This window comes from Cupriavidus sp. FW306-01-F10A, from assembly GCF_058782785.1.
The window spans coordinates 595,453-616,322 of record NZ_JBYSYA010000001.1 but is presented as its reverse complement, the minus strand read 5'-3'; the positions used below and the strand labels follow the sequence as shown (position 1 = coordinate 616,322).

Here is a 20,870-nt window from a genome sequence, read left to right as displayed (position 1 = left end):
GCGGCGAAGCGAACCAGCGCCAGGAAATGGCAAAGTGGCTGCACCGTTCCCAGTGCGAATCGTCCGACTTCTAGCGGCCTTCTTCGACAAGTCCATGCACTTCAACGGTGGCAGAATGGCTTGTGTCCGCTTTCCCGTCACAGCTTTGACGGAGAGGCGCGCCACGCGAGGCTGACGACATTGTGCTGACCCTTACAGATGTCTCCAAGACATACAACGGCGCCCGACCGCGCACGGTTCTCCACGGCGTCAGTCTTGCGCTGGACGCCGGCGAATTTGTCGCCGTCATGGGCGAATCGGGCGTGGGCAAGTCAACGCTGCTCCACCTGATCGCCGGTCTGGATCGGCCCGACAGTGGCCGCATCCAGTTCGACGGACAGGATCTGGGCAAGCTGGACGACGATGCCGCAACCTTGCTCAGGCGTCGCAAGCTGGGGTTCGTGTTCCAGGCCTTCCACGTGCTGCCGAATTTGAGCGCGGCGCAGAACGTGGCGCTGCCGCTGCTGTTGAACGGCCTCGAGCGAAAAGGGGCGTCGGCGCGCGTTGCCGAGATGCTCGCCGCGGTTGGGCTTGAGGGGCGCGAGGACAGTCTGCCGCGCGAGCTTTCCGGCGGGGAGTTGCAGCGGGTGGCGATTGCGCGTGCCCTGGTACACCGTCCAATGCTGCTGCTGGCGGATGAGCCGACTGGCAACCTTGATCACGAGACGGCCGCGCGGGTGCTGAGCCTGCTGCGCGAACTGGTCAACGCAAACGGCACGGCCGCGATTATCGTCACGCATTCGGCAGTGGCTGCGGCGACGGCGGATCGCGTCTTGCAATTGACGCCAGGCGGATTGACGCCGCTGGGGCCACAGCCGCCGATGAGCGCGGCCGCCTAAGCCATGCGAACGCCGCGCTCACTCGGCCTTGCGCTACTCCCGGGCGAATTGCGCGCCCATCCCGGACGCGCCATCATCGGCATCCTTGCCGTGGCCATCGGTGTGGCAATGGGCTATGGCGTGCATCTGGTCAACCACGCTGCACTGGCGGAGTTTTCCCAGGCGGTGCGCTCCCTGATGGGGAATGCCGATCTGGAGATCCGCGGGCCGCGCATGGGCTTCGACGAATCGCTCTATCCGCGCATCGCGGGCCTGCCGGAGGTGGCGGCGGCCAGCCCCGTGGTGGAAGTCAATGCGCTGGTGCCGGGGCGCACCGGTGCGCTGACGCTGTTTGGCATCGATGTGTTCCGGGCGGCGCCTGTGACACCCAATCTGATCGGGCGGCCCGCCGAGGAGCGCGCGGGCAAGCTCGACGTTCTCGATCCCGACGCCGTGTTCCTTTCGCCGGCGGCGCTGAGCTGGCTCGATCTCAAGCCCGGGGACCCGCTCACCGTACAAGTCGGGCTGACCGCGCTTACGCTGCGTATTGCCGGCACGCTGCCGGCGGCGGGCGAGGGCCTGCGCCTGGGCGTGATGGATATCGGAGCAGCGCAGTGGCGCCTCGACCGGCTTGGCCTGCTGCAGCGGATCGACGTCAAGCTCAGGCCGGGAGTGGACACCGGCAACTTTGCGCAAGCGCTGGCCGCGCTGCTGCCGCCAGGGGTGGTGGCGGGTTCGCCGCAGGACAACGCGCGCCGGACTTCCAACCTGTCGCGCGCCTATCGGGTGAACCTGAACGTGCTTGCGCTGGTGGCGCTGTTCACAGGCGCCTTCCTGGTGTTCACGATGCAGGCTGTATCGGTGCTGCGGCGGCGCTCGCAGCTTGCACTGTTGCGCGCCCTCGGGGTGACACGCGGTGGTCTGCTGCGGCTGCTGCTGGCGGAAGGCGCGGCGCAAGGCACGCTCGGCGCGATGCTCGGCCTGGCGCTTGGCTTCGTCCTCGCCGCCGCGGTGCTCGGGTACGCGGGCGGCGATCTGGGCGGTGGCTACTTTGAAGGTGTAAAGCCCAGGGTCCGCTTCGACGCGCCGGCAGCGCTGATCTTCTTCGCGCTCGGCCTGTCGGCGGCGGTGCTCGGCAGTCTCGCACCGGCATGGGAGGCCGCCCGCGCGCGGCCGGCGCAGGCGCTCAAGGCGGGCGATGAGGAGACGCCGCTCAAGCGGCTACGCTCGCCGTGGACCGGGCTTGCTGCGATGGCAGCCGGGCTCGGGCTGACGCCACTGCGGCCGGTGGCGGATCTGCCGGTCTTCGGTTATGCAGCGATCGCGCTTCTGTTGGTGGGCGCCATCCTGCTGATGCCACGGCTGGCGCATCTTGTGTTCGGCTTGCTGCCCTCTTTGCGACAGGCTGTGCCGCAGCTTGCCCTGACCCAGCTCGCCGGCGCACCGGGCCGCGCCGCCATCGCCCTGGCCGGCATTGTCGCCAGCTTTAGCCTGATGGCCGCGATGGCGATCATGGTGTCAAGCTTCCGCATCTCGGTGGACGATTGGCTGCACAATGTCCTGCCGGCCGATCTCTATCTGCGTGCTTCGTCAAGCGGCGACAGCGCGTATTTCTCGCTTGACGACCAGGCGGCCATCGCCAGCCTCCGTGGCGTTGCGCGTGCCGAGTTTCTACGTTCGAACCAGATCCTGCTTGATCCCGAGCGTCCCCCCGTCACGGTCATTGCCCGGCCGATCGACCCGCGCAATCCGGGCGCGCGGCTGCCGCTGACGGCTGCGCCCGTCGCGGCGCAGCCGGGTGATCCGCCGGCGGTATGGGTCAGCGAGGCGATGGTCGACCTCTATGGCTTCCGCCCGGGGCAACGTATCACGCTGCCGCTGCAGGGCCGGCCCGTCGCCTTCCTGGTGGGCGGCGTGTGGCGCGATTACGCACGCCAGCACGGTACGGTGGTGATCAGCCAGGACGATTATCGGCGGCTCACGGACGAGCTGCGTGTCACTGACGTCGCGCTGTGGCTGGAGCAGGGCACGGGCCCGGCGCAGGTCAAGGAGAGTCTGCGCCAGCGCGTCGCCGGCGGTGAACACATTACATTCTCCGAGCCTGGCGAGATTCGCGCCATCACCCTGAAAATCTTCGACCGCAGCTTCGCAGTGACCTACCTGCTGGAGGGCATAGCGGTCGTGATCGGGCTATTCGGCATCGGCGCCAGTTTCAGCGCGCAGGCCCTGGCGCGCGCGCGCGAATTCGGCATGCTGCGGCATCTCGGCTTCATGCGTTGGCAGATCGGCGCGATGCTGGCACTGGAGGGCGCGTTACTCGCTCTGCTTGGCGTGGTAGCCGGTCTTGCGCTGGGATGGGTCATCGCGGTCATCCTGGTTCACGTTGTCAATCCGCAGTCGTTCCACTGGACCATGAGCTTGCATGTGCCTTGGGTATTCCTGGCCCAGGTGGCAAGCGCGGTGGTGGCGGCGGCCTCGCTGGCTGCGCTGGCGAGCGGGCGGCAGGCGATGTCGCGTAGCGCCGTGCGCGCGGTTCTGGAGGATTGGTGAAGAGGCGCTCATTCCTGCTGTTGTTGCCGGGTTCCGGCGTGGCGGCCGCGGCGCTGGGCGCAGCGCCCGCTTATCCGCCAGTCGCCGCAGGCCGAACCCTGGCCTTCCCGCGCGACCACGGCGCGCACCCCGACTATCGCACCGAATGGTGGTATGCCACCGGCTGGCTGCAGACGCAGGCAGGAGCGCCGCTCGGCTTCCAGGTTACGTTCTTCCGCTCGCGCCCGCAGTTTGACCAGGCCAATCCAAGCCGCTTCGCGCCGCAGCAACTGCTGTTCGCCAATGTCGCACTGAGCGATCCCGTGGCCGGCAAGCTCCAGCACGACCAGCGTGCGGCGCGCAGCGGCTTCGGCCTGGCGCTTGCCGATACTGCCGATACCGATGTGTACATCGGCAACTGGTCGCTGCACCGAGAGACCACGGGGCGCTACCGAGCCAGATTTCCCGCGCGGGATTTCACCCTCGATCTGACAATGGAGCCAACCCAACGGTTGCTGCTACAGGGCGAACGGGGATACAGCCGCAAGGGCCCGCTGGCGGCCCAGGCGAGCTATTACTACAGCCAGCCGGGGCTCAAGGTGAGCGGCACCCTGGAGCGGCGCAGCCTGCAGGAAACCGTGCACGGCAGCGCCTGGCTGGATCACGAATGGTCGTCGACCTTGCTGGCCGACGAGGCCGTCGGCTGGGACTGGCTCGGCCTCAACCTCGATGACGGCGGCGCGTTGATGGCCTTCCAGATCCGGGACAAGGCGGGGCGCAAGTTCTGGGGAGGCGGCACGCTGCGCGGCAGCGACGGTCGCGTCCAGGTACTGGCTCCCGAAGAGGTCAATTTCATGCCGGCACGCCGTTGGCGCTCGCCTCATACCGGCACGAGCTATCCGGTTGCCATGCGGTTGAGGGCAGGCGATCTCGCGCTCGAACTGGTACCGCTGATGGATGATCAGGAACTCGATAGCCGCGCGAGCACCGGCGCGGTCTATTGGGAGGGCGCGGTGACGGCGTTGCGGGGAGGCAAGGCGGTCGGACGGGGCTACCTCGAACTGACCGGGTATTTCCAGCGCCTCAATCTTTGACTTGAGGCCCGGCCCGGGTAATTGGGAGCGGCCGGTCGGAGTGCCCGCCCGCCGCTTCGCTCGGCGATCCACACGATTTCCCTCAACCGCAAGATTCTCGCCACACCCCCTCTTTGGTGGGACCTTCTCCAGAGGAAAGCCGATTGCCCTGCTATTTCCGTCACGCTATGATGATTTTCAAATAGCGCGCCGCGTGCTCCCTACTCGTTGGTGATTGCGGGCAGCGTAAAGAAAAGTGCCGCCGGGCAATGGAGGGGTCAATTGGTAAAGGACGACTACAAGCACTGGAGACGCCGGTGGCTGCGGTGGCACTCGCGGTCTCTGCTGGCAAGCGCACTCGTATTGCAGCGAAGTGAGTGTGATGCCTACCTTAACCAGATGCTGAGGGCATACCTTGCCTACGGCGACTTCACCGAAAACGAAGTTGATTTCATTTTTCGGCGAGTCTCCCACGGCGTACGGAAGCTCGGGTCAAACCTGGATGCATCAGTCTTTGCCCGGCGTGCCCAGGAGCGAATCCGAGCCCATGGGCTTAGACTGATGACGGACGCATCCGAGGTCTTCGGCTAGGACCTAGCGGGAAAGGGAGTGACTGCTCGTCGATGTTGGCCGGATGGGACGCGCCAACGCGAGTATAGTCATGAATTGCGCTCGCGCGGGCTTGGGTGTTGGAGAGTTCCCGCACGAGCGCTAGCGCAGTGCGCACCGCACGCTGCCTACAGGAGCTCCCCATCGCATTGTGCCGCATTGCGCTCCAGCATGACTTCGCAGGCCCGCTTCTCCGTCCGTTTGTTTGGCGAGTTCCAGCTCGACGGCGCTGGCGCGCCCCTGTTTAACGCAAACTCCCCCCGCTTGCAGGCGCTGCTCGCCTGCCTTGTCCTGCATCGCGACGCACCGCAGACGCGGCAGCAGCTCGCCGTACTGTTCTGGCCTGATTCCTCGCAGGCGCAGGCGCGCAATGCCCTGCGCCAACTGCTGTTTCAGCTGCGCAAGACCTGGCCGGAGGCAGATCAGTTTGTCCATGCCGATGCGCAAACGGTGCGATGGCTGCCCGATTCGCCGCTTGACCTCGATGTAGCGCAGTTCCAGTCCGCGCTTGCGGCTGCGGCCAGGGCCTCGAGGCACGGCGACGCAGGCGCTGAAGAAGAGCTGCTGACGCATGCCGCCGATCTCTATCGCGGTGACCTGCTGGCCAACTGCTATGACGAGTGGATCCACCCTGAGCGCGAAAGGTTGCGCGAACAGTGCATCACGGCGCTCGCGCGCCTCGGTCAACTGAGTGAAGACCGGCGCGACTATGCAAAGGCGTTGAAGTACACACAACAGTTGCAGCGGCTCGACCCGTGCCGCGAACCCACCTGCCTGGCGCTGATGCGCCTGCACGCGCTGAACCACGATCACGCATCGGCCATGCGCGCCTATCGTAGCTGTGTGGAAACGCTCGCGCGCGAATTGGGCGTCCTGCCCGGCGACCCCATGCGCGAGGCCTATGCGCGGTTGGCTGCGCAGGCTGCGTCAATGCAGCGCCAACGCCCGCGGGATGCGATGCTGCCAATGATTGGCCGGCATGGCGAATGGCGCCGGCTGCTTGAAGTCTGGCAGCGTACCCAGCTGGGCGACAAGCAGTTTGTCCTGATCCTCGGCGAAGCCGGCATCGGCAAATCGCGCCTGGCGGAGGAACTGCTGGTCCATCTGGCCGAGCAAGGCATCACCGTGGCGCATTCGCGCGCCTATGCGGCCGAGGGACGGCTCGCGTTTGCACCGGTGACCGGCTGGCTGCGCAGCCCTGCCCTGAGTGGTGCGATCGGCAAGCTCGACAAACTGTGGCTGACCGAGGTCACGCGCCTGTTGCCGGAATTCCTCACGCAGCAATCCGGACTGTCGCCGCCGTCGCCTCTTACCGAATACTGGCAACGCCAACGGTTTTTCGAGGCGCTTGCGCGAGCGGTGCTTGCACAAGGCGGGCCGCTGCTACTGCTGCTCGACGACCTGCAATGGTGCGACGGCGAGACGCTCGAATGGCTGCGCTTCCTGATGCGTTTCGACGCGGCGGCAAGGCTTATGGTGGTCGCAACGGCGCGCCCCGAGGAAATCATGCCGCTGCACGCGGCGAACCGGCTGCTGGACGCACTACGCCGCGACGACCAGGTCATCGAGATCTCATTGGGGACACTGGACGCCGCCGAAACGGCAAAGATAGCGGCCCAGATCCTGGACCGGCCGCTGGCCGACACGGAGGCAACCCGGCTGTTCGAAGAGAGCGAGGGTAACCCGCTGTTTGCGGTCGAAATGATGCGGGCCCGCTCCGACACCATGCCGGTCGGGGACGCACAGGGCGGCATGGCGTCGAAGTTGCCGCCCAAGGTTTACACCATCATTTCGAACCGGCTGGCACAGCTTCCTCCGGGCGCCCGCGAAATCGTCGGGGTTGCTGCAATCATTGGACGGGCGTTCACGACCGACATCCTCGCCCAGGCAGGCGACCTCGGCGAGGATGCCCTGGCAGGCGCGCTGGACGAGCTGTGGCAGCGGCGCATCGTGCGCCAGACCGACGGTGGCGGCCTGGCGTTTGACTTCAGCCATGACAAGATCCGCGACGTGGCATACGCCGACGTGAGTCCGCTACAGCGCCGCCGCCTGCATTTGCGCGTGGCGCGAGCGCTCGAGCAGGCGTCAGGCGATGCGCCCGACGCGGCAAGCGCGCAGATCGCCTCGCACTATGAGCGGGCGGGCCTGCCAGCCCAGGCGGCGGCGTTCTATCGGCGCGCGGCCGGCGTTGCGCAGAGTGTGTATGCCTATGACGATGCCATTGCATTGCTGACGCGCGGGCTGGTGCAAGCGGACCGGATTGCCGATCCGCAGGAGCGCGCCAGTCAATCGCTGGCCCTGCAACTCGACCTGGCGCCACCGATTCGCATCGCCCGAGGCTGGGCGGCCCCCGAACTGGAGGCGCCGCTGCGACGCGCGGTGGAACTGAGCCGGCTGGCGGGTGACGCCAGTCAGCAAGCACGCGCCCAGGTCAGCCTTTCATTTTTCCTGGTAGTGAGGGCGGAACTTGCACAGGCACGTAGCCTGAGCGAGGAACTGATTGCGGGATTGGGGCCGCTGGGCTCCGGTACTTACTCGGTGATGGCATGGACCAGCGTCATGGGTAGTCTGGTCCAGCAAGGCGACTGGATGGCTGCCGAGCCCGCGTATCAACGCGCGCACCGCGCTTATGACGAGGCCCAGCACGCCGAGCATGCGTCCCTGATGGGCGGTAACTTCGGCGTGCTGGCTGCCGCTTGGTCGGCGCACGCATTGTGGTTCAGGGGGCTTGCCGATCAGGCCCTTCAGCGTGGACGCGAAGCGCTGGAGGTGGCGAACCGGGTAGCACACCCGTTCTCCCAGGCGCTCGCGCTGTCATATCTCGCGACGCAGCACGCGCTGCGACATGAGCACGGTCTCACGCTGCACTATGCCCGCCAGGCACACGAGATCGCCGAACAGTACCACGTAGGCTACTACCTTGCCTGGGCCGGCATACTGCTCGCCTGGGCGAACGCGAAACAGGCGCCCGGCGCCGACGCCGTGGTGGCGGTGCAGGGGGCGATCGAGGGCTTTCACGCAACGGGCGCACGCCTGCGTCTGCCGCTGTATCTGGCCATGCTCGCTGAATGCCAGGGCGACGTAGGAGAGACCGAGGCTGCGTTGGCGGCTTTGGGCCAGGCGCTCGAATGCGTCGGGCGCACTGGCGAGCACTGGGTGGACGCCGAACTGTACCGTCTGCGCGGTGAATTGCTGCTACGCAGCACCGCCAACCTCGCCGAAGCCGAGTCATCGCTGATCAAGGCGATCGAGATCGCCACAGCCCAGCACGCGCTACCGCTTGAGCTGCGTGCCACCCTGTCATTGACAACGCTGCGAACCTCGCAGGGGCGCGTCAATGCGCATGAGGTGGTCGAGGCGCCGCTTGCGCGATTCACCGAGGGCTTCGATCAGCCCGACATCGTCAAGGCGCGGGCGTTACTCGCGCGTTAGCTTCGGCTCGACCACTGCGCGCCGGTCGGGAGGCAGAATCCCTTTGTAACGGTTCACCTAACGCTTTCAAAACGCCGAGGTTGCTAAAACTCCTGCATACCAACCGGACAGGAGGCAACCATGGAAGCTTCATTGAGCGAACCCGTCGCAACCGCACTCAAGGCGCATTTTCGGGGACAACTGATTCAGCCGGGCGACGCGGCTTACGACCAGGCGCGTGCCGTCTACAACGGAATGATCGACAAGCGACCTGCGATCATCGCGCGCTGCGTCGATGTTGCGGACGTCATCGCGGCGGTGAACGCCGCGCGCGACGGCGGGATGCTGCTGGCCGTGCGTGGCGGCGCGCACAATGGCGCCGGGCTCGGCACATGCGATGGTGGACTGGTGATCGACCTGTCGACCATGAAGGGCGTGTTTGTCGATGCCGGACGCAAGACACTGCGGGTTGGCGGTGGCTGCACCTGGGGCGATGTGGATCACGCCGCCAGTGCCTACGGGCTGGCGACGCCGAGTGGCTTCATCTCGACCACCGGCGTGGGCGGACTGACGCTCGGCGGCGGCATCGGCTACCTCAGCCGCGCCTACGGCCTGACGATCGACAATCTGCTCAGCGCCGAGGTCGTTCTGGCCGACGGGCGCGTCGTCACAGCAAGCGAGGACGAAAACGCCGACCTGTTCTGGGCGTTGCGCGGCGGCGGTGGCAACTTCGGCGTGGTGACGTCGTTCGAGTTCAAGGCTCATCCCGTAGCCACGGTCTATGGCGGCCCGATGCTGTGGCCGATGGAGCAGGCCCGCGAGCTGATGACATGGTGGCGCGACTTCATCCTGAGCGCGCCGCAGGACATCAATGGCTGGTTCGGTTTCGTCACGGTGCCGCCCGCAGCGCCCTTCCCGGAGGAAGTTCACCTGCAGAAGATGTGCGCAGTGGTGTGGTGCTACACCGGCCCGCTCGACCAGGCCGAAACGCATTTCCGTCCGATTCGCGAGGCCATGCCGCCGGCGGTGGACTTTGCCGGGCCAATACCCTGGCCTGTCCTGCAGGGCCTGTTCGACGGACTGTATCCGGCGGGCTTGCAGTGGTACTGGAAAGCCGACTTCGTCAGCGACCTGAGCGACAAGGCCATCGATCTGCACATCAAGTACGCGCAGCAGTTGCCGTCGATGCACTCGACCATGCACCTGTATCCGATCAATGGTGCAGCGCATCGCGCCGGCTGCGACGACACGGCCTTCAGCTACCGCGATGCCAACTTTGCCAGCGTGATTGTCGGCGTGGATCCCGACCCGGCCAACAACGATCGCATCGTGCAGTGGGCGAAGGACTACTGGCTGGCCCTGCATCCGCACTCTGCTGGCGGCGGCTACATCAACATGATGATGGACGAGGGCAATGACAACGTGAAGGCGTCCTATCGCGACAACTATGCGCGGCTGGCGGAGATCAAGCGCAAATACGACCCGGCCAACATGTTCCGCGTGAATCAGAACATCAGGCCCGCCTGACGCACCACGCTTGCGACATGGGGCGCAGGTACCCCTTTCCAGAAGTCCGGCGCGACGCCGCTGCCACGTCGGATGGCAGCCGGTTCACGCCAGGCAACGGCTTGCACGGCAGAGGCGATCCCGTGCGGGCCGTACCGTTCCGTAGCTGATCGCCTGCACGAGGAGTGCCGTCGCGGCAACGCCGCCGACACCCTGTTGGAGATAGCAATGCATAAGACTCTTGCCAAGACCCTGCTTGCCGCTGCCGCACTTGCCGCCGGGCTCAGCCAGACCGCCCACGCCGGTGCCTATGCCGATGGGCTGATCGTCGCCGCGCCGGGACACAGCGGCCAGCGCGACGCCTTTACCGATGGCGCGCACAGTCCGTCCACCGAGGCCACCATGCTGCCCGTGGTCGCGTATCAGGGCAGGTCCGTGTGCGCGGTCCGTGGCTTTGATCCGTACCTGGACGGCATGCGCAAGCCTGACCCTTACACCGATGGCGCCCGCATCAGCTCGCGCGATGGCTTCACCGACGGTGCGCGCAGCGATGCGCGCGACAGCGGGGAATGCTTGTCCTGAGCAGGGCAGGGCAACGGGGCGGTTGGTCTGGGCCTGCTCCGTTGCCCAGGCGCGGGAAAATGCGCCATGACTTGGCCTTGCCCCGATATGACGCAACCCTGCCGTCAGGCAACCGAGTCCCGATCGACAGGGGGGTAGTCAAATCGCATTGCAATGTTCGGTGCTTTGCCATTTGGGGGAAACGTATTATGTAACGCCACTCGTGCGGTTATACTCCGCGCTTCACTCACAACTATGAATAACCAAACATGGTCGCAACAACTAAAACGACACGGGTAAGTGCAACTGCCAAGGGCAAACCTGCCGCAAAGAAGGTGGCCGTGCCGACGAAAAAGGCCAGCGTGCTTGCCCGCGAGGCACAGGCAGCGAAGAAGCGCTTGCTGAAGCTGCGCGCCGACACGAAGAAGGCAATTGAAGCGGCAAAGCGCGAGGTTGCCCAGGCAGCGGAAGCCGCAAAGGCCGCGGCCCGCTTTGAAAAGCAAGCCGCAAAGGACAAGCTCTTGGCAAAGAAGGCCAAGGCTGCAGGCGCCAAGAAGGCGACGGGCAATAAAGCTGCCGTAACGAAAGCAGTCGCGAAAAAGGCCGCGCCCGCTACTAAGGGCAAGGTCGCCGCGAAAGCAGGCCCGAAGGCGGTCGCAGTGAAATCCGTGACGAAAAAACGGGCTTCGGCGAAGAAAGTGGTTCCGGCTGTAGCGTCGCCTGAAGCGTCGGCGTGATCCTTGCCTCGGCTGGTAACGCGATGTCGCCAACCAGCCGATTGATGCAAGATGGGGGTACTGCTGAGAAAAGCTGAGGCCGACGAACCTTGTGCTGACGGCTTTACCCCTTCCAATTGGGCCTCTAGCTCATGCCTGGTTAGCGCAGCGGACTCATAATCCGTTGGTGCCGTGTTCAACTCACGGGAGGCCCACTATTCACCACCAGCCTGGCAAAACTCCGTCCCTCATGTCGCGTTGATCGCCGGCGGGTAAAGTGAGCCCAGATTGAAGAGGCCCGCGCGAATGAGGTCGCAAGCGTGATCGAGCAAATTCGCGGCTTGATGACCCAGTGTGGTTCCTCACCCCCGCATACGCGGGGGACCGCCTTAAATCCATTGGTCGTTCTCGACAGTCCGCTCGCACGTCACGTCGTCGCCTGGGTTCACCACACCTCGTGGCTCGACCCGCAGCAGCTTTCACCTCTGCGTTTGCACAGGGCTTTTGCCCGACTCGCCCTCCCGATGCTATTCCGGTCTCCGTAAGGATTGCCCCCGCACCTTAATTGATGCTCATTGTCCGCCACCTTATTCTTGGCTCAAAAGCAAGACTCAAAAATGGCGCCGACTTGAAGTATTCAAGCGAGGCCATATCCACCAAGGAGACGCATGTGACGGCCTACCCCTTCCACACCTTGCCGTAGCGGCCCATCACCTTCGGCCGTTCCAGCCGAAAACCAATCCCACGTCATTCCTACCAAGCGATGGGCGCCCCGGCGCGCCTGCCGCGACGGAGCCGCTATGTCGCAACACCTGATTTCCATTTCTGTCCTGGGGCTGATGTTCGTCATCGCCACGGTCCTGCCCATCAACATGGGCGCGCTGGCCTTTGTCGGCGCATTCCTGGTCGGCACGCTGGTTGCCGCCATGCCGGCCAAGGTTATCCTGGCCGGATTCCCCGCCGACCTGTTCCTGACGCTGGTCGGCATCACATACCTGTTCGCAGTGACGCAGAACAATGGCACCATCGACTGGCTGGTGAGGCTTGCGGTACGCGCCGTGGGCGGCCGGATCGCGGCGATCCCGTGGATCATGTTCATGATCGCGGCGGTGCTGACCTCGGTCGGCGCGGTCAGCCCGGCAGCGGTCGCAATCATCGCGCCGATCGCGCTGGGGTTCGCCGCGCGCTACGGCATCAACCCGCTGCTGATGGGCCTGATGGTGATCCACGGTGCCCAGGGCGGCGGCTTCTCGCCGATCAGCATCTATGGCGGCATCACCAACAAGATCGTGCAGAAGGCGGGGCTGCCGCTGAACGAGATGGCGACGGCCTTTGCCAGCCTGGGTGTCAACCTTGCCGTGGCCGCGGGACTGTTCGTCGCATTCGGCGGCCTGCGCCTGATGCGGCAAGCGGCGCCGGCGGTGGCAGCGCCGCAGGCGGTCGCCGACGGTGTGCTGGCCATGGGCCATCCCTTCGGCGCCCACGCCGTGCCGGCACAGGGCGCGCAGATCTATGGCGATGCCGAGGCCGAGGCCGGCATGGAAGAGCGGAAGACGAGAGCGCGCGACCGCGGATCGATGCTCGAGGGCGATGCCGCCGGCACCGCCGAGGCGCCGGCCGGACTCTACCAGTACCTGACCGTGGCCGGCCTGGTGGCACTGGCCGTCCTCACGCTCTACTTCAAGCTCGATATCGGCTTCGTTTCGCTGACCATCGCGCTGGTGCTCACGCTGATGGCACCGGAGCTGCAGAAGCGCGCGCTGGGCCAGGTGTCGTGGCCCGAGATCATGCTGATCGTCGGCGTCAGCACCTTTGTGGGCGTGATGGACAAGATGGGCACGATCGATTTCGTCGGCCATAGCGTGGCCCACCTGACCTCGCCGCTGATGGCGGCGCTGCTGCTGTGCTTTGTGGGTGCGGTGGTGTCGGCGTTTGCCTCGTCGACCGCGGTGCTGGGCTCGCTGATCCCGCTTGCCGTGCCGTTCCTGCAGCAAGGCTCCGACGTCAGCGCGATCGGCTTTATCGCGGCGATGGCGGTGTCCTCGACGATCGTGGACGTAAGCCCGTTTTCGACCAATGGTGCGCTGGTACTGGCCAACGCCCAGGGCGTGGACCGGCAGGCTTTCTTCCGCAAGCTGATGATCTATGGGGCGCTGGTGACCGTGACCGCGCCGGTTGTGCTGTGGTTTATCTTTGTCGTGCTCTGAGTTCCGGTCGCGATGGCTCGGCCAAGCCAGCTAATCATGCGAACTGGCCGCCACGCGGCTAAGATGGAAGGCCGCCCCCACACCCGAGCCCAGAACCATGAGAATCCGCATTGGCGAAGAGATCACCTTCCGCAAACTCGAAGCCCTGCTGGCGTTCATGGAATCCGGCAACCTGGCCAAGGCGGCCGAGATCCTGGACACCAGCACGGTCAGCGTGCACCGTGCGCTGCACTCGCTGGAAGAGGGCACGAGCTGCGCGCTGTTCCGGCATGAGGGCCGCAACCTGATCCCGACCGATGCGGCCTATGTGCTGGCGGATACGGCAAGAGAAGTGCTCAAGGCCATGGCCGACGGCATCCGCGCCACGCGCGAGGCCGCCGGCTTTTCGGCCGACCAGCTCAAGATCGGCTCGCTCTACTCGCTGACGGTCCAGACCGTGCCCAGGATCGTGATCGGGCTGAAGCTGCGGCGCCCGGAATTGCAGACTGAACTGGTGCTGGGCTCCAATGCGGACCTTCTGCACAAACTCAAGCAGGGCTCTATCGATGCCACCTTGATGGCCGTGCCCGAGCCCGACCCGGAGATCGAGTCGATCCAGCTGTTCGAGGACGATATCTTCTTTGCGGCGCCTGCCGACTCGCCCTACGCCTCCATGCCGGCGGTCGACCTGCGAGCCTGCCGCGACGAGCCGTTCGTGGCGTTGAGCGAGGGCTTCGTCACCTATCACGGCTTTGTCGAGGCCTTCCGTATTGCCCAATTCACGCCAAATGTGGTGATGAAAGTCGGCGATATCTTTTCACTGATGAACCTGGTGGGCGGTGGCATCGGCTACACGCTTCTGCCAGGGCGGGTAAAAGGAGTGTATTCGCGCAACGTGGCGTTCGTGCCACTGGCCGGCGAATACGACATCAAGCAGACCATCGGCCTGAGCTTCCTGCGCCGGCGCGAGCGCGATCCCAACCTGCTGGCGCTGGCCGCGGTGTGCCGCATGGCCATGCGCGACGCGGAGCCATAAGACGCCGAGGCTGGGTCCGGCCGCGCTTCAGGCCTTGCTTCCGGCCAGCGTAATGGTTCTCCGCCCAACGTGATTGTTCGGTGGGCACCGCCTGTTTTAAGGTGGGCACATCAGACAGACGTCAGCCCGGAGATGCGATGACCACCACCAGCACAGGCCGCCAATGGAACACCCGCAGGGAAGCCAAGGCGCGCCGCAAGCAGAACGCCGCCGCCATTGCCCAGGGCAAGCTGGTGCCGACCAGCGATATTGTGCCCTTCCTGGAGGCAGTGCTGCTTTCGGGCGACCGCGTGGTGCTGGAGGGCAACAACCAGAAGCAGGCCGACTTTCTGTCGCGCTCGCTGGCACAGGTCGATCCCGCGCGTGTGAATGCACTCCACATGATCATCCCGAGCGTCAGCCGGGTGGAACACCTGGACCTGTTCGAGCGTGGCATCGCGCGCAAGCTGGATTTCTCGTACGCCGGCGCGCAGAGCATCCGCATCTCGCAGTTCCTGGAGGACGGCCAGCTCGAAGTGGGCGCGATCCACACCTATATCGAGCTTTATGCGCGGCTGTATGTGGACCTGGTCCCCAACGTCGTGCTGATCGCCGGCTACAAGGCCGATCGCGAGGGCAATCTCTACACCGGCCCCAGCACCGAGGACACGCCGGCACTGGTAGAGGCCGCGGCCTTCCGCGACGGGCTGGTCATTGCGCAAGTCAACGAGATCGTCGACAACCCCGCCGGCCTGCCGCGCGTGGACGTGCCCGGCTCCTGGATCGACTACGTGGTGCAGGCCGACAAGCCATTCTTCTGCGAGCCACTGTTTACCCGCGACCCCCGCCTGATCAAGCCGGTCCACGTGCTGATGGCAATGATGGCGATCCGGGGCATCTACGAGCGCCACCAGGTGCAGTCGCTCAACCATGGCATCGGCTTCAACACCGCGGCCATCGAGCTGATCCTGCCCACCTACGGCGAGTCGCTGGGGCTGAAGGGCAAGATCTGCAAGTACTGGACGCTCAACCCGCACCCGACGCTGATCCCCGCCATCGAGACCGGCTGGGTCGAGAGCGTGCACAGCTTTGGCAGCGAACTGGGCATGGAGGCCTATGTCGCCGCGCGCCCGGATGTCTTCTTCACAGGTGCGGACGGTTCGATGCGTTCCAACCGGGCCTTCTGCCAGCTTGCCGGCCAGTATGCGGTGGACCTCTTCATCGGCTCGACCTTGCAGATCGACGGCGACGGCCACTCGTCCACCGTGACGCGCGGGCGGCTGTCGGGCTTTGGCGGCGCGCCCAACATGGGCCACCAGCCCGGCGGGCGGCGGCACCCGACGCCAGCCTGGCTTGACCTGATCGAAACCGACGATCCGCTCGCGCGCGGCCGCAAGCTGGTGGTGCAGATGGTCGAGACCTTCCAGGCGGGCGGCAAGCCCACCTTCGTGGAATCGATGGACGCGGTCGACGTCGCGCGCGAAAGCGGCATGCCGCTCGCCCCGGTGATGATCTACGGCGACGACGTTACCCACGTGCTGACCGAGGAAGGCATCGCCTACCTGTACAAGGCGCAATCGCTGGAAGAGCGGCGCCGGATGATTGCCGCAGTGGCGGGCGTCACGCCGATCGGCATGACGCATGACCCCGCCACGACGCGCCGGATGCGCAGCGACGGCCTCATCGCGCTGCCCGAAGACCTGGGCGTGCAGCGCAGCCAGGCCACGCGCAGCTTGCTGGCGGCCAAGAGCATGGCCGAACTGGTGGACTGGTCCGGCGGGCTGTACGCGCCGCCCGCCCGCTTCCGGAGCTGGTAATGGCGAGCGCAGCAGCAAGGATCCTGCACACGCCGGCGCAGCACCGGCACCAGCCGGTGGCCGCTCCCCGCGCCCAGGCACTCGCTGGCCTTGCGGTCAGCGCGATCGTGGAAGAAGCACGGCTGTCGCCCAAGCCTGGCCTGGTCGACAGCCGTGGTAGCGGCGCACATGCCGACCTGACATTGCCGCTGATGCTGCGCTCGGCGCAGTCGCTGGGCCCGTCGTTCGCGGCCATGGCCGATGCCGGCCTGCAGGCGCCGCGCGTCGGATATGGGCTGCGCGAGCAACTGGGCGCGCTCGGCCGCGAGGCCGAGGCGGTGATGCTGTCCGCCACCGGCGGTGTCAATACGCATCGCGGCGCGATCTGGTGCATCGGCTTGCTGGTCGGCGCCGCGGGACAGCTCGGCGCGGCCGGGCAGCGCGCCAGTGCCGCGGCGATCAGTGCCACGGCGGGTGCCATCGCCGCGCTGCCCGACCGCCACCGGCCGGTGGTTACCGGCAACAAGGGCGAACTCGCCTGCCTGGCGTACGGCGTTGGCGGTGCGCGGGCCCAGGCACGGGCAGGGTTCCCGCACGTGATGCGGCTGGCGCTGCCGGCCCTGCAACGCAGCCGCGCGCGCGGCGACACCGAATCCACGGCACGTCTCAATGCGCTGCTGGCGTTGATGAGCGAGCTGGACGATACCTGCGTGCTGGCGAGGTCGGGGCGCAAGGGCCTGGACTACATGCAGGCCGGCGCCAAGGCGGTGCTCGCCGCCGGTGGCGCGGGCACGGTGGTGGGACGGCGGCAGCTGCGCAACCTGGACACCGGCATGCTGGCGCAGCGCGCCTCGCCGGGCGGCGCGGCGGACTTGCTGGCCGCGACGATCTTCCTCGACCGGCTGTCGCAGGACTCGATGGGCAACAATTCAGGGGACTTTGATGGAACAACTACGATTTGAATTTCCGGCGGGGCAGCCTGCCAGGGCGCGCGTGCTGGTGGGCGTGGTGGGGTCGGGCGACCTCGAGGTTCTGGTCGAGCCCGGCAGCGGCGGCGTGACCACGGTTGAGGTCACCACCTCGGTCAATGGCTATGGCCGTGTCTGGGATGCGCAGCTCGCGCGCGTCTTTGCCGCCGAGCCGCGCGCGTCGATGCAGATCCGCATCCACGATTTCGGCGCCACGCCGGGCGTGGTCGGCATGCGCCTGGCGGAGGCCTTCGAGGCGCTGGGCGACCCGCAACCAGGAGAGGGCGCATGAACACGGCGGAACTGCTGGCGCGCAACAGCTTTATCGAACTGGGGGCACGCGAGCGCGCGCGTGCGCTGCTGGACCCGGGCACCTTCCGCGAACTGGCGGGCCCGTTCGACGGCCTGCAGTCGCCATGGCTGCCGCCCCAGGGTGTGGTGCCGCAGAGCGATGACGGCGTGGTGGTCGCCAAGGGGCGCATCGACGGGATGCCGGTGGTGGTGCTGGCCATCGAAGGCGCCTTCCAGGGAGGCAGCATGGGCGAAGTCGGCGGCGCCAAGATTGCCGGCGCACTCGAACTGGCCGCCGAGGACAACCGCCGCGGCGAACCGACGCGCGCAGTGCTGCTGCTGGAAACCGGCGGCGTGCGCCTGCAGGAAGCCAATCTCGGCCTGGCCGCGATTGCCGAGATCCATGCGGCCATCGTCGACCTGCGCCGCTACCAGCCGGTAGTCGGCGTGATCGCCGGGCAGGTGGGCTGCTTCGGCGGCATGTCGATTGCCGCGGGCCTGTGTACCGCGCTGGTGATGACGCAGGAAGGGCGCCTCGGCCTGAACGGCCCGGCCGTGATCGAGCAGGAGGCGGGCATCGCCGAGTACGACTCGCGTGACCGGCCCTTTATCTGGAGCTTTACCGGCGGCACGCAGCGCGTTGCCACCGGCTTCGCCGATGCGTATGTCGATGACGATTGCGACGCGATGCGCAGGCAGGTCGCCGAACTGTTGCGCGGCCCGGTCGACGGAAGCTATCGCAGTGAGCAATACGCCCAATATCTGGCCGCACTGCAGGCGTACGACGCCAGTGCGCAGCCCACGCCGGCCGATGTGCAGGCGTTGTTGCAACGGGGGACCGACGCATGAACTCACCAACCCAAACCGCTATCGCGCGCGAACCCAGCCGTGGTGAACGCTGGCTGCAGGCACTGGCGCCCGCGGCGCAGGTCCAGCCGGGTCTGCCAGACTCAGTGCTGGTTGCCGACGGCGAACTGGCGGGGACCGCGGTTCGCTGGATCGCCCTGGTGCCTGACGCCGACAGCCGCTTTCCGCGGGCACGTCATGGCGAGGCCGGTCTGCTCGAAGGCTGGTCGCTGGCGCGCGCGGTGCGCGAAGCGATCGAAGCGGACCGCGAATTGCCGGTCAGGCGCGCCATCGTGGCGATCGTCGATACCCCCAGCCAGGCGTACGGCCGGCGCGAAGAAGCGCTCGGCATCCACCAGGCGCTGGCTGGCGCTGTCGCTGCCTATGCCGAGGCGCGGCTGGCCGGCCATCCGGTGGTGGCGCTGATCGTCGGGCGTGCCATGTCGGGAGCCTTCCTCGCGCACGGCTACCAGGCCAACCGCATCATCGCGCTCAATGACGAGGGCGTGCTGGTGCATGCGATGGGCAAGGAGGCCGCCGCCAGGGTCACCATGCGCACAGTCGAGGACCTCGAGGCGCTGGCGTCGACGGTGCCGCCGATGGCCTACGACATCGAAAACTTCGCCACGCTGGGCATCCTGTGGCGGCTGATCGACGTCGAGTCGGCCAGCGCCCCGGTGCCGGCCGATGTGCACCTGGCGCGCGACACCATCCTTTCCGCGCTGGCGGAGATCCGACGCGACCCGACCCACGGACTGTCCGGTCGGCTGGCGGGCGCAAACCGCAAGGCGTCGGCTGCAGTGCGTGACTGCCTGTCGCGGCAATGGCAAGCCTGAACACTGCGACGCCCGCGCCACACGACCTGGTCTGGCTGGGCGATCCGGCCAGCGACCTGGGCCGCGACGGCTTGCCGGAATGGGTCTGCCTGCCAGCGCTGCGCGAGATCCCGCTGGTCGTGCGGCGCGACGGCCGCCGGCCTGGCGCAGTCCCCGTCGGCTTGCGCGGCGGTACGCGCGCGGAACGCTTCGGCACCTGGATCACGCCCGCGGCGATCCGCAAGATCGTCACGCCGATGGACCTGGCCGCGCAGCGTGCCTGGCGGCGGAGGCCGGAGCTGGCGACCCTGCCGGCAATCCTCGCGCTCGAGGCCATCGCCGACTGGCTCGACGCCGCCGGTATCCGGTGGGGCGTGACTGGCAGCGCCGGCTTCTCGCTCGCCTGTCTGCACAACGTGCTGCGTGCCGACAGCGACCTTGACCTCGTCGTGCAGGCCGCACAACCGCTCCCGGCCCCGCATCTGGACCTGCTGGCCGAGCTGCAGCGCGCCGCGCCGGCCAGGCTCGATATACAGGTCGCGACCCCGTTTGGTGGCTTCTCGCTGCTGGAACGCCTGCGCAGCGGCGGCAGGGTGCTGCTGAAGACGGATCACGGCCCGCGGCTGTGCGACGATCCCTGGCAACCCACGGCATGAATGTCCTGCTTACTTTCCCCGGCCAGGGCGCGCAGCGGCCCGGCATGCTGAAGGACCTGCCCGCGCATCCCGCGGTGGCCGCGGTGCTGGCCGAGGCGCAAGACGTGCTGCAGGTGCCGGCGGCGGAGATGGATACGCCGACACGCCTGCAGTCCACGGTATGGACCCAGCTTTGCCTGCTGACGGCAGGCGTGGCCATGGCGCGCTGCCTGGTCGGGCATGACGCCCGCGCCGACGCGGTGGCCGGCCTCTCCATCGGCGCCTATGCGGCGGCGGTGACCGCAGGTGTGCTGGCCTTTGCCGATGCGTTGCGACTAGTGCGCTTGCGCGGGGAGTTGATGGCGCAGGCCTTTCCGCATGGCTATGGCATGACGGCGATCCTCGGCCTGGACCGGAACCGGCTGGAACCGCTGGTGGCGCAGGTCTGCACGCCGCAGCAACCGGTGTACCTGGCCAATTTCAACGCCCCCACGCAGATTGTGATCGCGGGCAAGCTGTCGGCGCTGGCGGAAGTGTCGACGCTGGCGCTAGCGGCTGGCGCGCAGGCCGCCAGGCCGGTCGCCATCCACGTCCCGTCGCACTGTCCGCTGCTGGCAGACGCCGCGCGCTCCCTGGGCGAAGCCATGCAGGGGGTGGCGATGTCGGCGCCTACGTTGCGCTACTTCAGTGCGAGCAAGGCGCGCGAACTGCGCGATCCACGCAAGATCGCTGAGGATCTCGCGCAGAACATGGCGACGCCGGTGCGCTGGCATGAAGCCATGCTGCTGGCCCGAGCCAATGGCGCCAGGCTGGTGGTGGAGGCGCCTCCGGGTGATGTGCTGACACGGCTGGCGCAACCGGTGTTTGCAGATGGCATCGCAATGGCCTGTGACAGAACCCGCGTCGATTCGATCGTGGCGATCATGCGTCGTTGATTCTCCGTTTGGCAATAGCGGATCTGCAAAGCAGCAAACCACCTCGGTGAGGAGTCTCCGCGGTGGAATCATCGCGGATGACTCCACCTGCAAGCTGGGACATGGCGCAAGCGGTTGCGAC

General features: G+C 66.6%; 16 protein-coding genes and 1 tRNA gene. All 17 read left to right on the top strand.

What is annotated here, in order from left to right:
• Window positions 1-182 precede the first annotated feature (182 nt).
• The 17 genes from AC3WLF_RS02765 to mdcH all read left to right on the top strand — a co-directional run bounded on the left by AC3WLF_RS02765 (window position 183) and on the right by mdcH (window position 20,749).
• Window positions 183-878, top strand: coding sequence for an ABC transporter ATP-binding protein (locus AC3WLF_RS02765; RefSeq protein WP_492316844.1), 696 nt, complete (start codon window positions 183-185; stop codon window positions 876-878).
• A 3-nt stretch (window positions 879-881) separates the two neighbouring features.
• Entirely contained in the window at window positions 882-3,407 is a 2,526-nt protein-coding gene (locus AC3WLF_RS02760; RefSeq protein ID WP_492357794.1) for an FtsX-like permease family protein, read from the top strand.
• Entirely contained in the window at window positions 3,404-4,480 is a 1,077-nt protein-coding gene (locus AC3WLF_RS02755; protein WP_492357169.1) for a lipocalin-like domain-containing protein, read from the top strand. The genes AC3WLF_RS02760 and AC3WLF_RS02755 overlap by 4 nt, the downstream gene beginning before the upstream one ends.
• A gap of 759 nt (window positions 4,481-5,239) precedes the next feature.
• Complete coding sequence (locus AC3WLF_RS02750; RefSeq protein ID WP_492357793.1) at window positions 5,240-8,500, top strand: AfsR/SARP family transcriptional regulator; 3,261 nt, start codon at window positions 5,240-5,242, stop codon at window positions 8,498-8,500.
• 120 nt (window positions 8,501-8,620) lie between these two features.
• Window positions 8,621-10,006 (top strand): FAD-binding oxidoreductase, encoded by a 1,386-nt coding sequence (locus tag AC3WLF_RS02745; RefSeq protein ID WP_492357792.1) that lies wholly within the window; start codon window positions 8,621-8,623, stop codon window positions 10,004-10,006.
• A gap of 207 nt (window positions 10,007-10,213) precedes the next feature.
• Window positions 10,214-10,567 carry a hypothetical protein gene (locus AC3WLF_RS02740; RefSeq protein WP_492357791.1) on the top strand — a complete coding sequence of 118 codons (354 nt, stop codon included), beginning with the start codon at window positions 10,214-10,216 and terminating at the stop codon, window positions 10,565-10,567.
• A 248-nt stretch (window positions 10,568-10,815) separates the two neighbouring features.
• The gene (locus tag AC3WLF_RS02735) at window positions 10,816-11,283 is read left to right on the top strand and encodes a fumarate hydratase (RefSeq protein ID WP_492316850.1); all 468 of its coding nucleotides are present in this window, start codon (window positions 10,816-10,818) and stop codon (window positions 11,281-11,283) included.
• Between the two features lie 118 nt (window positions 11,284-11,401).
• Window positions 11,402-11,477, top strand: a tRNA-Ile gene (locus tag AC3WLF_RS02730).
• Window positions 11,478-12,062: 585 nt separating this feature from the next.
• Window positions 12,063-13,469, top strand: coding sequence for an SLC13 family permease (locus AC3WLF_RS02725; RefSeq protein ID WP_492357790.1), 1,407 nt, complete (start codon window positions 12,063-12,065; stop codon window positions 13,467-13,469).
• 97 nt (window positions 13,470-13,566) lie between these two features.
• Window positions 13,567-14,484, top strand: coding sequence for a LysR family transcriptional regulator (locus tag AC3WLF_RS02720; protein ID WP_492357789.1), 918 nt, complete (start codon window positions 13,567-13,569; stop codon window positions 14,482-14,484).
• A gap of 137 nt (window positions 14,485-14,621) precedes the next feature.
• The gene (gene mdcA / locus AC3WLF_RS02715) at window positions 14,622-16,280 is read left to right on the top strand and encodes a malonate decarboxylase subunit alpha (RefSeq protein ID WP_492316853.1); all 1,659 of its coding nucleotides are present in this window, start codon (window positions 14,622-14,624) and stop codon (window positions 16,278-16,280) included.
• Entirely contained in the window at window positions 16,280-17,221 is a 942-nt protein-coding gene (locus AC3WLF_RS02710) for a triphosphoribosyl-dephospho-CoA synthase (RefSeq protein ID WP_492357176.1), read from the top strand. The genes mdcA and AC3WLF_RS02710 overlap by 1 nt, the downstream gene beginning before the upstream one ends.
• Entirely contained in the window at window positions 17,202-17,519 is a 318-nt protein-coding gene (locus AC3WLF_RS02705) for a malonate decarboxylase subunit delta (RefSeq protein WP_492351030.1), read from the top strand. Before AC3WLF_RS02710 ends, AC3WLF_RS02705 begins: the two co-directional genes overlap by 20 nt.
• Window positions 17,516-18,367: a biotin-independent malonate decarboxylase subunit beta gene (locus AC3WLF_RS02700; RefSeq protein ID WP_492357177.1), complete on the top strand. Its 852-nt coding sequence runs from the start codon at window positions 17,516-17,518 to the stop codon at window positions 18,365-18,367. Before AC3WLF_RS02705 ends, AC3WLF_RS02700 begins: the two co-directional genes overlap by 4 nt.
• Window positions 18,364-19,200, top strand: coding sequence for a biotin-independent malonate decarboxylase subunit gamma (gene mdcE, locus AC3WLF_RS02695; protein WP_492316857.1), 837 nt, complete (start codon window positions 18,364-18,366; stop codon window positions 19,198-19,200). The genes AC3WLF_RS02700 and mdcE overlap by 4 nt, the downstream gene beginning before the upstream one ends.
• Entirely contained in the window at window positions 19,188-19,835 is a 648-nt protein-coding gene (locus AC3WLF_RS02690; RefSeq protein ID WP_492357788.1) for a malonate decarboxylase holo-ACP synthase, read from the top strand. Before mdcE ends, AC3WLF_RS02690 begins: the two co-directional genes overlap by 13 nt.
• Entirely contained in the window at window positions 19,832-20,749 is a 918-nt protein-coding gene (gene mdcH / locus AC3WLF_RS02685; RefSeq protein ID WP_492351033.1) for a malonate decarboxylase subunit epsilon, read from the top strand. Before AC3WLF_RS02690 ends, mdcH begins: the two co-directional genes overlap by 4 nt.
• The last annotated feature ends 121 nt before the right edge of the window (window positions 20,750-20,870 follow it).

Coding starts and splice junctions, on each gene's coding strand:
- AC3WLF_RS02720 (WP_492357789.1), top strand. CDS start 13,567: ATGAGAATCCGCATTGGCGAAGAGATCACCTTCCGCAAACTCGAAGCC.
- AC3WLF_RS02710 (WP_492357176.1), top strand. CDS start 16,280: ATGGCGAGCGCAGCAGCAAGGATCCTGCACACGCCGGCGCAGCACCGG.
- AC3WLF_RS02690 (WP_492357788.1), top strand. CDS start 19,188: ATGGCAAGCCTGAACACTGCGACGCCCGCGCCACACGACCTGGTCTGG.
- mdcE (WP_492316857.1), top strand. CDS start 18,364: ATGAACTCACCAACCCAAACCGCTATCGCGCGCGAACCCAGCCGTGGT.
- AC3WLF_RS02760 (WP_492357794.1), top strand. CDS start 882: ATGCGAACGCCGCGCTCACTCGGCCTTGCGCTACTCCCGGGCGAATTG.
- AC3WLF_RS02745 (WP_492357792.1), top strand. CDS start 8,621: ATGGAAGCTTCATTGAGCGAACCCGTCGCAACCGCACTCAAGGCGCAT.
- AC3WLF_RS02705 (WP_492351030.1), top strand. CDS start 17,202: ATGGAACAACTACGATTTGAATTTCCGGCGGGGCAGCCTGCCAGGGCG.
- AC3WLF_RS02735 (WP_492316850.1), top strand. CDS start 10,816: ATGGTCGCAACAACTAAAACGACACGGGTAAGTGCAACTGCCAAGGGC.
- AC3WLF_RS02700 (WP_492357177.1), top strand. CDS start 17,516: ATGAACACGGCGGAACTGCTGGCGCGCAACAGCTTTATCGAACTGGGG.
- mdcA (WP_492316853.1), top strand. CDS start 14,622: ATGACCACCACCAGCACAGGCCGCCAATGGAACACCCGCAGGGAAGCC.
- AC3WLF_RS02750 (WP_492357793.1), top strand. CDS start 5,240: ATGACTTCGCAGGCCCGCTTCTCCGTCCGTTTGTTTGGCGAGTTCCAG.
- AC3WLF_RS02725 (WP_492357790.1), top strand. CDS start 12,063: ATGTCGCAACACCTGATTTCCATTTCTGTCCTGGGGCTGATGTTCGTC.
- AC3WLF_RS02740 (WP_492357791.1), top strand. CDS start 10,214: ATGCATAAGACTCTTGCCAAGACCCTGCTTGCCGCTGCCGCACTTGCC.
- mdcH (WP_492351033.1), top strand. CDS start 19,832: ATGAATGTCCTGCTTACTTTCCCCGGCCAGGGCGCGCAGCGGCCCGGC.